Source organism: Streptomyces sp. NPDC040622 (assembly GCF_055593965.1).
In genome coordinates, this window is sequence record NZ_JBVIXD010000002.1 from 750,503 (window position 1) to 764,552 (window position 14,050).

Here is a 14,050-nt window from a genome sequence, read left to right on the forward strand (position 1 = left end):
GGCAGTGTTACGGGGAGAACAACCGTACGTAGGAACCGACCAACGGAGTCCCCGTGTCGCTGCCACCCCTGGTCGAGCCCGCATCTGAGCTCACCGTCGACGAGGTCCGCAGGTACTCCCGCCACCTGATCATCCCCGATGTCGGGATGGACGGGCAGAAGCGGCTGAAGAACGCCAAGGTGCTCTGTGTGGGCGCCGGCGGCCTCGGGTCACCGGCCCTCATGTACCTGGCCGCGGCCGGCGTCGGCACGCTCGGCATCGTCGAGTTCGACGAGGTCGACGAGTCCAACCTGCAGCGCCAGATCATCCACAGCCAGGCGGACATCGGCCGCTCCAAGGCGGCGTCCGCGAAGGACTCGGTCCTCGGCATCAACCCGTACGTGAACGTGATCCTCCACGAAGAGCGGCTCGAGGCCGAGAACGTGATGGACATCTTCAGCCAGTACGACCTGATCGTCGACGGCACGGACAACTTCGCGACCCGCTACCTGGTCAACGACGCGTGCGTGCTGCTCAACAAGCCGTACGTGTGGGGTTCGATCTACCGCTTCGACGGCCAGGCATCCGTCTTCTGGAGCGAGCACGGCCCGTGCTACCGCTGCCTCTACCCGGAGCCCCCGCCCCCCGGCATGGTCCCCTCCTGCGCCGAGGGCGGCGTGCTCGGCGTGCTGTGCGCGTCGATCGGCTCCATCCAGGTCACCGAGGCGATCAAGGTCCTCACGGGCACGGGCGACCCGCTGGTCGGCCGCCTGATGATCTACGACGCCCTGGAGATGCAGTACCGCCAGGTCAAGGTCCGCAAGGACCCCGACTGCGCGGTCTGCGGCGAGAACCCCACCGTCACCGAGCTCATCGACTACGAGGCCTTCTGCGGCGTCGTCTCCGAGGAGGCCCAGGAAGCGGCGGCGGGCTCGACGATCACTCCCAAGCAGCTCAAGGAGTGGATCGACGCCGACGAGAAGATCGAGATCATCGACGTCCGTGAGATCAACGAGTACGAGATCGTCTCGATCCCCGGCGCCAAGCTGATCCCGAAGAACGAGTTCCTGATGGGCAACGCCCTCCAGGACCTCCCGCAGGACAAGAAGATCGTCCTGCACTGCAAGACGGGTGTCCGGTCCGCGGAAGTCCTCGCCGTGCTCAAGTCGGCGGGCTTCTCCGACGCGGTGCACGTGGGCGGCGGCGTCATCGGCTGGGTCAACCAGATCGAGCCCGACAAGCCGGTCTACTAGGCGTAGGGCCTGAACGGTCCCAAAGGGGGCCCGCACCTCTTCGGTGCGGGCCCCCTTTTCGCCTTGAGGGCTCGTCTTCAACGCCGGACGGGCTGAGGCCGGCTTGTCCGGGCCGGGTGGCTCAGGAGGCGCAGACCTTGTTGTTCTTGGGGGGTGTGCCCTTCAGGAGGTACGTGTTGATGGCGCCGTCCACGCAGTCGCTGCCGTTGCCGTACGCGCCGTGGCCCTCGCCCTTCCAGGTCAGGTGGACGCCGACGTCCTTGCCGAGCTCGTCCGCCATCTTGCGGGCGCCCTCGTAGGGGGTGGCCGGGTCGCCGGTGTTGCCGACGACGAGGATCGGGGCGGCGCCGGGCGCGCTCACCTCGGGGGAGTCGTGCAGTCCCGGCACCGGCCACTGGTGGCACCAGCCCGCCGTGTCCCAGCCGAGGAACTTCCCGAAGACCGGCGAGATGTCCCCGAAGCGGTCCAGGCGCTTCTTCGCGCTCTCCGGAGAGGTCCGCGCCGTGGTGTCCAGGCAGGAGATGGCTCGCTGCGAGTGGCTCTGCGTGCTGTAGTGCCCGGAGGGGTCGCGTTCGTTGTAGGCGTCGGCGAGCTGCAGCAGCGCCGTGCCGTCGCCCTTCTCCGCGGCCTGCAGGGCGCGGGTCAGCGCGGGCCAGGTCTGCTTGCTGTAGAGGGTGACCAGGATGCCGGTGCTCGCGAGGGACTCGGTCAGCTTCCGGTCGCCCGAGGTGCGCATCGGCGCGGAGTCCAGGCGCTCGAAGAGCTTCACTATGTTCGCGGAGCCCGCCTTCGGGTCCTGGCCGCGGGACGTGAAGTAGTTGTCGAGGGCGCGCTGGAAGCCCCTCGCCTGGTTCTCCGCGTGGCCGATCGAGTCCGCGCTCGGGTCGACGACCGCGTCGAACACGAGGCGTCCGACGCGCCGGGGGAACAGGTGGGCGTACGTGCCGCCCAGTTCGGTGCCGTACGAGACGCCGAAGTAGTGCAGCTTGTCGTCGCCGAGGACCTGGCGCATGACGTCCATGTCCCGGGCGGCCTCGACCGTCGAGATGTGCCCGATGAGCTTCTTCGCGTTCCGCGCGCAGCCCGCGCCGAACTCCGCCGCGTCCTTGAAGTACGCCTTCTCCTCGGCCGCGGTGTCCGGCGTGAGGTCGACCTTCGTCTCGGCGGCCTGCGTCGCCCGGTCGTCCCGGCAGCGCACGCCCCCGCTCGCCGCGACCCCGCGCGGGTCGAAGCTCACCAGGTCGTACCGCTCGCGGAGCGTGTCGTAGGAGTCGGCGAAGGACGGGAGCCCGGAGACGCCCGAGCCGCCGGGCCCGCCGAAGTTGAAGAAGAGGGAGCCGATGCGGTCGCCCTTGCCCGTGCTCTTGGCGCGGATCAGTGCGACCCCGATCGTCTCGCCGTCCGGTTTCGCGTAGTCCAGGGGGACCTTGAGCGTCGAGCACTGCCACTCAACACCCGGCGTGCTGCCGCCCTCGGAGGCCTTGCAGCGGCCCCAGTCCAGCTTCTGCGAGGTCAGCGAGGCGGGCAGGGTCGAGGAGGGGTCCGGCTTCGGACGCGGCCCGGAGCCGGTCGCCGAAGGATTCTTGCCGTCGCTCCCGTCCCCCTCGCCGGACGAGCCGCAGCCGGCCGCCAGGCCCGCCACCAGCACTCCCGCGGCGGCCAGGGCCACGGACCGTACAAAACGCTGCATTGAGGCGCTTCCCCCCCTCGGAAGACAGTCAGGCCATAGTAGGCGGGGCCACTGACAGCGGCCGGGGCCGCCCGTGGTGGTCAGGAGCAGACCGTGTCCGCCTTCGGGACGGTGCCCTCCAGCAGATAGCCGTTCACGTTCTCGCGCACGCACTTGTTCTTGCTGTCGTACGCCCCGTGGCCCTGGCCCTTGTAGGTCAGCTCGACGCCGACGCCCTTGCCGAGCGACTGCGCCATCTTGCGGGCGCCCTCGTAGGGGGTGGCCGGGTCACCGGTGTTGCCGATGACGACGATGGGCGGCGCACCCGCGGCGCCCACGTCCGGGTGGTCGGCCTGACCCTCCACCGCCCAGTCGGTGCAGCTGACCATGCCCCACGCGAGGTAGTCGCCGAACAGCGGCGAGGCCTCGCGGAAGCCGGGCAGCTTCTCCTTGACGTACTCGGGGGTGTAACGCGCCTTGTCGTCGGCGCAGTTGATCGAGACGTTGGCGGACTGGATGTTGCTGTACCCGCCGTCCTCGTTGCGCCCGTTCATCGAGTCGGAGAGCGACATCAGGATCTTGCCGTCGCCGTCGTACGCCTCTTCCAGGCCCTGGGTGAGGTACGGCCAGAAGTCCTTGGAGTACAGGGACTGCGCGATGCCGTTGGTGGCGGCGGTCTGCGTCAGCTCGCGCGGCGGGAGGCCGGGGATCGGCTTGGCGTCCAGGTCCTTCAGGAGCTTCGCGATCCGGTCCTTGACGTCCTGCTCCGTGTCGCCGACCGGGCAGTCCTCCACCTGGGACGTGCAGTCCTTCGCGAAGTTGTCCAGGGCGAGCTGGAAGCCCTTCGCCTGGCCGAGCGAGCCCTGTTCGGCGGTCTCGGTGGGATCGACGACCGCGTCGAAGACGGCCCGCCCCACCTTCTTGGGGAACAAGTGTGCGTATACGCCGCCGAGTTCGGTGCCGTACGAGATGCCGAAGTAGTGCAGCTTGTCGTCGCCGAGCACCTGGCGCATCAGGTCCATGTCGCGGGCCGCGTCGGTGGTGCGGACGTGCGGGAGGGTCTTGCCCGCGTTCTTCTCGCAGCCGTTGTTGAACGACGTCACGTTCTCGACGAGCTTCTTCTGCTCGGCGTCGTCGTCGGGCGTGGAGTCCTGCTGGAAGTACTCGTCGAGCTTCTCGTCGTCCTCGCAGGTGATGCCGGCGCTCCGGCCGACGCCGCGCGGGTCGAAACTCACCAGGTCGTAGCGGGTGCGCAGGGTGGCGTAGTCCTCGCCGAAGGCGGGCAGCGTGGTGACGCCCGAACCGCCGGGGCCGCCGAAGTTGAAGACGAGGGAGCCGATGCGCTTCTCCTTGTCGCCGCTCGTGGCCGCCTTGATCAACGCGATGTCGACCGTGTCGCCCTTCGGCTTCGTCCAGTCGAGGGGCGCCTTCATGCTGGCGCACTGCCACGCGCCGCCGCCCGGCAGCGGGGACGGGGCGCTGCCGCCGCCCTCCGAGGCGTCCGGCGCGGGGCACTCCTCCCAGCTCAGCTTCTGAGCCGACAGGTCGGCGTCCGCGGAGTCCTTGGAGTCGCTGCCTCCGCACGCCGTGAGCGTGGCGGACAGGAGCAGGGTGGCGGCGGCCAGCGCGGTGACGCGCGGCGGGGACTGTGTGGGCATGTGCCCATCCTGCGGGGGGTCCTGACGGGGCGCTCGGGGCGCGGTCCGTGTGGGTGAGTCATCCCTCGGCGACCAGACGGGCCGCGGCGGTCCCGGTCGCCACACACGCGGCGACGCCCACGCCCTCGTACGCCGCACCGCACAGTGCGAGCCCCGGCAGCTTCCCGACGGCCTCGCGGACGCGGGCGACACGGTCGGTGTGACCCACGCCGTACTGCGGAAGGCCCCGCTCCCAACGGGTGACGCGGGCCGCGACGGGCTCGCCGATGGAGCCGAGCGCCTGGTGCAGCTCGGTGACCGAGGCGCGGACCAAATGACGGTCGGGGACCGCGAGCCGGTGCTCCTCGGCGACACGGCCGATCGAGGTGCGCAGCAGGAAGAGGTCGGGCGCGGTCTCGCTCTGCCAGCGCCACTTGTTGCTGAGGAACGTCGCGGCCTTCAGGGTGTGCCCGTCGACGGCGGGCACCAGGAAGCCGTTGCCGGTGGGCAGCTCGCCCCCGTGGTCGTGCCCGAGCCCCTGGCCCCGGGTGAGAGCCTTCGTCCGCGGGAACGCCATGGTCACCACGGCGGTGCTGGCGTGCTGGATCGCCCCGAGGTCCGCGTCGGCGAGCGGCGCGTGCGGCCGCAGCAGCTCGGCCGCCTCGTACGCGGGCACGGCGAGGACCACCGCGTCCGCCTCCAGGAGCAGCGGGCCGTCACTGGTCACCGCGAGGACCCGCCACCGGCCCGAGGCGGTCCGCTGCAGTTCACGCGCGCGCGTGCCGGTCAGCACCCGGGCGCCGCTCGCCTCGGCGACGGCCACCGGGAGGCGCCCGGTGCCGCCGCGCAGGCCCTGGACGGGGACGGTCCGCGCGCCGGGCGTGCGCTGCGGCGCCCGCATCGCGCGCAGCGCCCCGAGCAGCGGTTCGCCCCGCTCGGCGACCGCCGCCACGCGCGGCAGCGCGGCCCGCAGCGAGAGCCGGTCGGGGCGGCCCGCGTAGACCCCGCCGAGCAGCGGCTCGACGAGCCGGTCCACGGCCTCCTGACCGAGCCGCCCGCCGAGGTACTCGGCCACGGACACGTCCTCGGTCCGGGGCTCGGCGGGCAGGGCCTCCTCGTGGCGCAGCCGGGCCGCACCCTCCTCGGACAGCAGTCCGGTGCCCGCCAGCGCTTCGGGGTCCGTGGGGATGCCCATGACGTGGCCGGGCGGCAGGGGGCGCAGCGCACCGTTCGACCACAGGGTGGTGGGCGCGGGCGCCGGGTCGCACAGCGCGTCGCCGAGCCCGACCTCCTGTGCCAGGTCGACGGCCTCGGGGCGCAGCGCCATCAGGGACTCGGCGCCCTCGTCGACCGGGACGCCCGCGAGGGTGGATGTGCGCAGCTTGCCGCCGATGCGGGGCGCGCCCTCAAGGACGGTGACCTCCGCGTCGCCGCGCAGCCGCCAGGCGGCGGTCAGGCCGCTGATGCCGCCGCCGACGACGATCACTGAACGCGTCATGCCGCGCTCCCTTCTCCGCGAGCCGCGCGGGACGGCACTGCCGCCTCCACGAGCAGCGCCCGCAACTCGTCCTGATGGGGGAAGCTCCCGGGCTCGTACGCGCACCAGGGATCGGCGGCAAGGACCCGGCCGGTCGCCCCGTACGCGCGCGAACGGGAACCCCCGCACACGGTGTTGAACTCGCAGCGCCCGCACGCGCCGCCGAGCAGCGCCGGTTCGCGCAGCGTCGTGAAGAGCGCGGAGCCCCGGTAGATGTCGACCAGCGGGTGGTGCCTCACATTGCCGGCCGACAGCGGCAGGAAGCCGCTGGGGTGGACCTCTCCGGTGTGCGAGACGAAGACGAAGCCGCGCCCCGAGCCGACGTCCATGGGCGGTCTGCGCACCGCGCGCCGCTGCCCGTCGTGCAGCCCGAGCACGCGCGCGCGTGCCGTCAGGCGCGCGTACAGGGGGCCCGTCACGGGCGTCTCGCCGTGCCGGTCCAGGATGGTCCGCTGGAGCGCGACACGGCGGAAGTGGTGGCCCTCGGTGGTCTTGGTGGCCATGACCGCGCCCGTGTCGTACAGGAAGTGCAGGACGTCCTCGACCTCGTCGGCGGTGAGCGCGGAGAGCTGTTCGCCGCGGCCCGTCGGCACGAGCACGAAGCCGCTCCACAGCATGGCGCCCTCGCGCCGCACCAGGGCCGCGATGTCGGCGAGGTCCTCCAGGCTGTCACGGGTGACGGTGGTGTTGACCTGCACCTTCAGGCCCAGCTCACGGGCCGTGCGCCAGCCGTCGAGGGTCCACTCGAAGACGCCGTCCACGCCGCGGAACGCGTCGTGCCGCTCGGCCGTGGACCCGTCCAGGCTCAGCGAGAGGGCGATGGCGCCCGCGTCGCGCACCGCCGTCAGGTTCGCCCGGTCCAGCGTCGGCGTGCCCGAGGGGGAGACGGCGACGCGCAGGCCGCGGGCCGTGCCGTACGCGACGAGGTCGGTGAGGTCGGCCCGCTGGAAGGGGTCGCCGCCGGTGATGACGAAGAGCGGGCTCGGCCTGCCGAATGCGGCGATCTGGTCCATGAGGCGGCGGGCGTCCGAGCCGTCCAGCTCGCGCGGGTCCCTCGCGGGCTGTGCCTCGGCCCGGCAGTGCAGACAGGCCAGCGGGCACGCGCGTGTGGCCTCCCAGATGACGATGAAGGGGCGCTCGGCGACGTCGTGCCGCGGGCGCCGCACGATCCGGCTCACGACACGCGCTCCCAGCCCCGCTTCGGCTCCCGGTTCGCGAGCTGCCCCGGGTCCCTGCGGCGGTAGACCACGTAGGGCCTGAAGAGGTACTTGAAGGGCGCGCTGGCGATGTGCGCGAGCCGCGAGAAGGGGATCAGCGCGAACAGCGCGAAGCCGAAGACGATGTGCAGCTTGAAGGCGAGGGGCGCGGCCGCCATCAGGTGGTAGTCGGGCTGGAGCGTGAACAGGCTCCGGAACCAGACGGAGATGCCCTCGCGGTAGTTGTAGTCGACCGCTCCGGAGGAGTTGAGGACCGTCGCGACCAGGCCGAGCAGCAGCGCGCCGAGCAGCACGGTGTACATCAGGTGGTCGCTGCGGAGCGTGGCCTTGCGGACGGCGGGCACCGTCAGGCGCCGGTACACGAGGATGCCGATGCCGGCGGCCGCCGCGAGGCCCGCGACCGCGCCCGTGGAGATGGCCATCAGGTGGTACGTGTGGTCGCTGACACCCACCGCGTCGGTCCAGCTGTCCGGGATCAGCAGCCCCACCACGTGGCCGAGCACCACGAACGCCATCCCGAAGTGGAAGAGCGGCGAGCCGACGCGCAGCAGGCGGGACTCCTTCAGCTGCGAGGAGTGCGTGGTCAGACCGAACCGGTCGTGGCGGGCCCGCCAGACCAGGCCCGCGATCAGGAGGGTGACGGCTACGTAGGGCATGACGCCCCACAGGAGGAGGTCCATTACGCGGGGGTCCTTTCCTGAGCGGCGGGCGTGGCCGAGGCGGCCGAGGGCGAGGGGACGGCGGGCCAGGGCAGGTCCACGCCGGGGCCGAAGGGCTCGAGCCCGACGGTCTCGCGGGGCGGCCCGCTGCGGGCGAGCGCCTTCGCCTCGGCCCGGGTCGTCGGGGAAGGCCCGGGGAGCGTTCCGCAGACCGCTTCGAGCACGCGCGCGTAGGGGGTGTCCGCGTCGGTGACGGCGAGCCGCAGCAGTTCGAGTCCGGCCCGGTGCTCCTCAAGGAGGGCGGTGCCCGCCTCCTCCTCGCGGGCGGCGAACTCCAGCAGCACCGGGAGGAAGTCGGGCAGCTCCTGCGAGGTGAACTCCAGGCCGTGCTCCCGGTACGCGCGCTTGACGCGCACCAGGGAGAGCCCCCGGTTGCGGGTGTCGCCGTCCGACCACCACGTCAGGTAGAGGCAGCGGCGGTTGCGGGTGTCGAAGACGTCCGTGTAGTGCGCGGCGAGGTCCAGGGGGCGCCGCACGCGCGCGTCGGCGATGAACTCCCGCAGCAGCGGGTGGTCGCTCGCTTCGTGGAGGCGGTCGAGGTCCGCGTACAGCCGCTCGTCCGGGTACTGCAGGAGCCGCCCGGCGACCAGGCGTACGACAGCTTCGGGGGTCATGCGCTCTTCCTCCGGCCGATGTTGAGGAGGGGCTTGGAGCCGGCCGTGACGTACCCGACCGGACAGTCGCCCGTCAGGGGGGCGTCCGCCAGGGGATGGCTGTCGGAGAGGGCGTCCGCGTCCGCGCGTGCGGCGCTCGGCACCACGTAGCGGTCCTCGTACTTGGCGATGGCGAGGAGCCGGAACATGTCGTGGAGCTCCTCGCCGGTCAGTCCGACCGTCCGGGCGACCGACTCGTCCGGGCCCTGGCCGAGGTTGATGCCCCGCATGTAGGAGCGCATCGCGGCCATCCGCCGCAGCACCGCGTCGACCGCGAACGCGTCGCCCGCGGTGAGCAGTTCGGCCAGGTACTCGACGGGGATCCGAAGGGAGTCGATCGCTCCGAAGAGGTTGCCCGCGTCCTCCCCGTCCCGGCCCGCGGCGGCGACCGCCTCGACCACCGGGGACAGCGGAGGCACGTACCAGACCATCGGCATGGTGCGGTACTCCGGGTGCAGCGGAAGGGCGACCTGGTACGTCCTGATCAGGTCGTACACGGGGGAGCGGCGGGCCGCGTCGAGCCACTCCTCGGTGATGCCGGACGCGCGTGCGGCGGCCGCGACCGCCGGGTCGTGCGGGTCGAGGAAGCACTCCAACTGCGCGGGGTAGAGGTCCTGTTCGTCCTCCACGGAGGCGGCCTCGGCGACCTTGTCGGCGTCGTAGAGCATCACGCCCAGGTAGCGCATGCGCCCGACGCAGGTCTCCGAGCAGATCGTCGGCATCCCGGCCTCCACGCGCGGGAAGCAGAACGTGCACTTCTCCGCCTTGCCGGTGGCGTGGTTGAAGTAGACCTTCTTGTAGGGGCAGCCGGTGACGCACATCCGCCAGCCGCGGCACTGGTCCTGGTCGACGAGGACGATGCCGTCCTCCTCGCGCTTGTACATCGCTCCGGAGGGGCACGAGGAGACGCACGCGGGGTTGAGGCAGTGCTCGCAGATGCGCGGCAGGTAGAACATGAAGCTCTGCTCGAACTCGAAGCGGATCTTCTCGCCGACCTCGTCGCGGATCTTCTCCACCAGGGGGTCCTTGGGCGCGTGCTCCGGGGCGCCGCCGAGGTTGTCGTCCCAGTTCGGGCCCCACTCGATGGTGCCGATGGGCTCGCCGGTGACCTGCGAGACCGGCTTGGCGACCGGCATGTCGTCGCCCGCCGGGGCGTCGGTGAGGTTCCTGTACTCGTACGTCCAGGGCTGGTAGTAGTCCGAGAGCTCCGGCAGCCCGGGGTTGGCGAAGATCTGCCCGAGCCGCTTGAGGCGCCCTCCGGCCCGCAGCCGCAGCCGGCCGGACCTGGTCCGCTCCCAGCCGCCCTTCCACCGCTCCTGGTCCTCCCAGCGGCGCGGATAGCCCTGTCCGGGGAGCGTCTCGACGTTGTTGAACCAGACGTACTCGGTGCCCTTGCGGTTCGTCCACGCCTGCTTGCAGGTGACCGAACAGGTGTGGCAGCCGATGCACTTGTCGAGGTTCATGACCATGGCTATCTGGGCCATGACGCGCATGATCAGTACTCCACATCCTGCGAGCGGCGGCGGATGACCGTCACCTCGTCGCGCTGGTTCCCGGTGGGACCCAGGTAGTTGAAGGCCCAGGTCAACTGGGCGTAACCGCCGACCAGATGGGTGGGCTTGAGCATGATCCGGGTCAGGGAGTTGTGGATGCCGCCGCGCCGCCCGGTCTTCTCCGTCTTCGGGACGCCGACGGTCCGCTCCTGGGCGTGGTTCATGTAGACCGTCCCCGGGGGCATCTTGTGGGAGACGATCGCGCGGGCCGTGACGACGCCGTTGCGGTTCACGGCCTCGATCCACTCGTTGTCGCGCACGCCGATGGCCTCGGCGTCCTGCGGGGACATCCACACCGTCTGCCCGCCGCGGCCGAGCGTCATCATGTAGAGGTTGTCCTGGTACTGGGAGTGGATCGCCCACTTGTTGTGCGGGGTCAAGAAGCGCACGGCCACTTCCTTGCCGTCCCTCACGGAACCCAACTCGGGCTCTCCGTAGAGGCGGTGCATGTTCAGCGGCGGCTTGTAGACGGGCAGTGCCTCGCCGACCTCGTGGATCCAGTCGTGGTCGAGGAAGAAGTGCTGGCGCCCGGTGAGCGTGTGCCAGGGCTTGAGGTGCTCGGTGTTGACCGTGAACGCGGTGTAGCGGCGCCCGCCGGACTCGCTGCCCGACCACTCCGGAGACGTGATGACCGGCACCGGGCGGGCCTGGGTGTCCGCGAACGTGATCCGCTTTCCCTCGGCCTCCGCAGCCAGGTGCGCGAGCTCCGTGCCGACGCGCTTCTCCAGCGTCCTGAAGCCCTGGGTGGCAAGGCGCCCGTTGGAGGTCCCGGAGAGCGACAGGATCGCCTCGCAGGCCCGTTGGGCGGTGTCCAGGCGGGGCCTGCCGTCGGCGGCACCGCCGCGGACCGTGCCGTTCTTCTCCTTCAGGTACGCGATCTCCTCGGCGACGTCGAACGTGACCGCCTTCGTGGTGACCCCGAGCCGGTCCACCAGCGGGCCGAGCGCCGCGAACTTCTCCCCGACCGCTCCGTAGTCGCGCTCCACGACGGCCAGGTTGTACATCGTGCGCCCCGGTACGGGCTCGCACTCGCCCTTGGACCAGTCGAGCGCGACGCCGCCGGGCTGGGCCATCTCGCCGCCCGGGGTGTCGTGCTGCAGCGCCGTGGCCACCAGGTCGCGGCGCACGCCCAGGTGCTCGCCCGCCAGCTCGCCGAACCGGCGTGCGACGGCCAGGAACGCGTCGTAGTCGCTGCGCGCCTGCCAGGGCGGGTCCACGGCCGGCGTGAAGGCGTGCAGGAAGGGATGCATGTCCGTGGAGGACAGGTCGTGCTTCTCGTACCAGGTCGCGGCCGGCAGGACGACGTCGGAGAGCAGCGTCGTGGACGTCATCCGGAAGTCCATGCAGAGCAGCAGGTCGAGCTTCCCCTCGACGTCCTCGGCATGCCACTTCACGTCGCGCGGAGCGCAACGCGGCCCGTCGTCGGGCAGGTTGGAGTGCGTGCCGAGCAGGTGCTTCAGGAAGTACTCGTTGCCCTTGGAGGACGAGCCGAGGAGGTTGGCGCGCCAGACGTTGAGCACGCGCGGCCAGTTGCCGGGCGCGTCGGGATCCTCGCCCGCGAAGCCGAGCGTGCCCTCCTTCAGCTCGCGCACGGTGCTCGCCACCGGGTCGTCGGCCTCGCCCAGCTCCAGGGGGTTGCGGTCGAAGGTGGGGTACGACGGCATCCAGCCCATGCGCGCCGACGCGGCCAGGCAGTCGGCGCCCGTCATCCCCTCGAAGCGGCCCTCTCCCAGCGGCGATGCGAGGGACTCGGCGGGCAGGGTGTCGTAACGCCACTGGTCGGTGTGGAGATAGAACCAGCCCGCGCCGATCATGTGCCGGGGCGGCCGCCCCCAGTCGGACGCGCTCGCCAGCGTCGCCCAGCCGGTCACCGGGCGGCACTTCTCCTGCCCTACGTAGTGACCCCATCCGCCGCCGTTGCGCCCCTGGCAGCCCGTGAGGGTGAGGAGCGCCAGGAACGCGCGGTAGGTGGTCTCCGCGTGGAACCAGTGGTTCGTCCCCGCGCCCATGAGGATCATGCAGCGCCCTTGTGAGGCCTCGGCCGTCTCGCCGAACTCCTTCGCCACGCGCGTGGCCTGCGCGGCCGGCACGGAGGTGAGGGTCTCCTGCCAGGCGGGGGTGCCGGGCTGGGAGGCGTCTTCATAAGAAGTGGGCCACTCGCCGGGCAGCCCCGCGCGCGGGACGCCGTACTGGGCCAGCATCAGGTCGTAGACGGTGGTGACGAGCCGGCCGCCCATGCGCCGGACCGGGACGCCACGGCGTACGACACCGGTGTCACCGTCTCCGCCGTCCGGGCCCTCACTGGCCTCGCCGCCCGCGGTGTCTTCGAAGCGAGGCAGCACGATCTCCGCGGTGTCCTCGCCGTAGAGCGTGAGGCGGGGCACGGTGTCGCCGAGGTCGAGGTTCCAGTCGGGGGTCCCGGACGTGCCCCAGCGGTGGCCGAGCGTGCCGTTCGGGACGGTCGGCTCGCCCGTCGCGTCGTCGATCAGGACGGTCTTCCACCGGGCGTTCTCGGTGTCGCCCGCCTCTGCGCCGAGATCGGCCGCGGTGAGGAACTTGTGCGGTACGAGGCCCTTTTCGGTCTCGTCGAGGGTGACCAGGAAAGGCAGATCGGTGTAGCGGCGCACGTAGTCCTGGAAGAACGGAGTCTGCCGTTCGACGAAGAATTCGCGGAGAATGACGTGCCCCATCGCGAGGGCCAGCGCGCCGTCCGTGCCGGGATGCGGGTGCATCCACTCGTCGGCGAACTTGGTGTTGTCCGCGAAATCCGGCGATACGGTGACGACTTTCTGTCCGCGGTAACGCGCCTCTGTCATCCAGTGCGCGTCCGGCGTCCGCGTCACCGGCACATTGGAACCCCACATCATCAAATATGCCGCGTCCCACCAGTCGCCCGACTCCGGCACGTCGGTCTGGTCGCCGAAGACCTGCGGCGAGGCGACAGGGAGATCCGCGTACCAGTCGTAGAAGGAGAGCATCGGGGCGCCGATGAGGGAATGGAAACGGGCGCCCGCCGCGTGCGACGCCATCGACATGGCGGGAATGGGGGAGAAGCCCGCGACGCGGTCGGGTCCGTGCTCCTTGATCGTGTGGACGTGCGCGGCCGCCACGATCTCCACGGCCTCCTCCCAGCTTGCCCGCACCAGGCCGCCCTTGCCGCGGGCCTGCTGGTAGCGGCGCCGCCGCTCGGGGTCGTTCTGGATGTCGGCCCAGGCGAGGACGGGGTCCTTCAGCCGGGACTTCGCCTCGCGGTACATCTCCAGAAGCGTGCCGCGCACATGCGGATACCGGACGCGCGTGGGCGAATACGTGTACCAGGAGAAGGAGGCCCCCCGGGGACAGCCGCGGGGTTCGTATTCGGGTCGGTCCGGGCCGACGCTCGGATAGTCCGTGGCCTGCGTCTCCCACGTGATGATGCCGTCCTTGACGTACACCTTCCAGCGGCACGAGCCGGTGCAGTTCACGCCGTGCGTCGAATACACGACTTTGTCGTGGCTCCACCGGTCGCGGTAGAAGGCCTCTCCGTCACGGCCCCCGACGTGCCGCACCCGGTGCAGATCCTCGGATGTCTCGGCGGTCCGGGTGAAGAAACTCCCGGCCTTCACGAGCGTCTCAGCGAATTCTTTCCTCTGCTGCAACGTCACATCTCCTGGCCGTCCCGAAGAAAAGGCCGCACGGCACGTGCTGCCTGCAACGACCCTAAGCCCGGCGGAGGTTGGGATTACGGGGACTTAGGTCCCCTGAGGCGGTGACCTCCTGCCGGAATTATTCGGGCCCTGTGCTGAGAAGCTGGAGGCACGGGCAGGCCTCGTACGCCGACGCGGAGAAGGTGC

General features: G+C 71.0%; 9 protein-coding genes. 1 reads left to right on the forward strand and 8 read right to left on the reverse strand.

What is annotated here, in order from left to right; genetic code table 11:
* Positions 1-53: 53 nt before the first annotated feature.
* Positions 54-1,232: an adenylyltransferase/sulfurtransferase MoeZ gene (gene moeZ, locus ACZ592_RS07855; RefSeq protein ID WP_471580602.1), complete on the forward strand. Its 1,179-nt coding sequence runs from the start codon at positions 54-56 to the stop codon at positions 1,230-1,232.
* A 121-nt stretch (positions 1,233-1,353) separates the two neighbouring features.
* On the opposite strand, the gene ACZ592_RS07860 is transcribed toward moeZ, so the two are convergent.
* The 8 genes from ACZ592_RS07860 to ACZ592_RS07895 all read right to left on the reverse strand — a co-directional run bounded on the left by ACZ592_RS07860 (position 1,354) and on the right by ACZ592_RS07895 (position 13,861).
* Positions 1,354-2,922 (reverse strand): alpha/beta hydrolase, encoded by a 1,569-nt coding sequence (locus ACZ592_RS07860; protein ID WP_471580603.1) that lies wholly within the window; start codon positions 2,920-2,922, stop codon positions 1,354-1,356.
* An 80-nt stretch (positions 2,923-3,002) separates the two neighbouring features.
* Positions 3,003-4,559, reverse strand: a complete 1,557-nt coding sequence (locus ACZ592_RS07865; RefSeq protein ID WP_471580604.1) for an alpha/beta hydrolase — start codon at positions 4,557-4,559, stop codon at positions 3,003-3,005.
* 58 nt (positions 4,560-4,617) lie between these two features.
* A complete protein-coding gene (gene hemG, locus ACZ592_RS07870; RefSeq protein WP_471580605.1) occupies positions 4,618-6,036 on the reverse strand; it encodes a protoporphyrinogen oxidase in 1,419 nt (472 codons plus the stop codon).
* Positions 6,033-7,253, reverse strand: a complete 1,221-nt coding sequence (locus ACZ592_RS07875; RefSeq protein ID WP_471580606.1) for a TIGR04053 family radical SAM/SPASM domain-containing protein — start codon at positions 7,251-7,253, stop codon at positions 6,033-6,035. The genes hemG and ACZ592_RS07875 overlap by 4 nt, the downstream gene beginning before the upstream one ends.
* Entirely contained in the window at positions 7,250-7,972 is a 723-nt protein-coding gene (gene narI, locus ACZ592_RS07880) for a respiratory nitrate reductase subunit gamma (RefSeq protein WP_471580607.1), read from the reverse strand. Before narI ends, ACZ592_RS07875 begins: the two co-directional genes overlap by 4 nt.
* Positions 7,972-8,625, reverse strand: a complete 654-nt coding sequence (gene narJ / locus ACZ592_RS07885) for a nitrate reductase molybdenum cofactor assembly chaperone (protein ID WP_471580608.1) — start codon at positions 8,623-8,625, stop codon at positions 7,972-7,974. The genes narI and narJ overlap by 1 nt, the downstream gene beginning before the upstream one ends.
* Positions 8,622-10,157: a nitrate reductase subunit beta gene (gene narH, locus ACZ592_RS07890; RefSeq protein ID WP_471580609.1), complete on the reverse strand. Its 1,536-nt coding sequence runs from the start codon at positions 10,155-10,157 to the stop codon at positions 8,622-8,624. Before narH ends, narJ begins: the two co-directional genes overlap by 4 nt.
* Before the next feature lie 2 nt (positions 10,158-10,159).
* Positions 10,160-13,861, reverse strand: coding sequence for a nitrate reductase subunit alpha (locus ACZ592_RS07895; protein ID WP_471580610.1), 3,702 nt, complete (start codon positions 13,859-13,861; stop codon positions 10,160-10,162).
* Between the last annotated feature and the right edge of the window lie 189 nt (positions 13,862-14,050).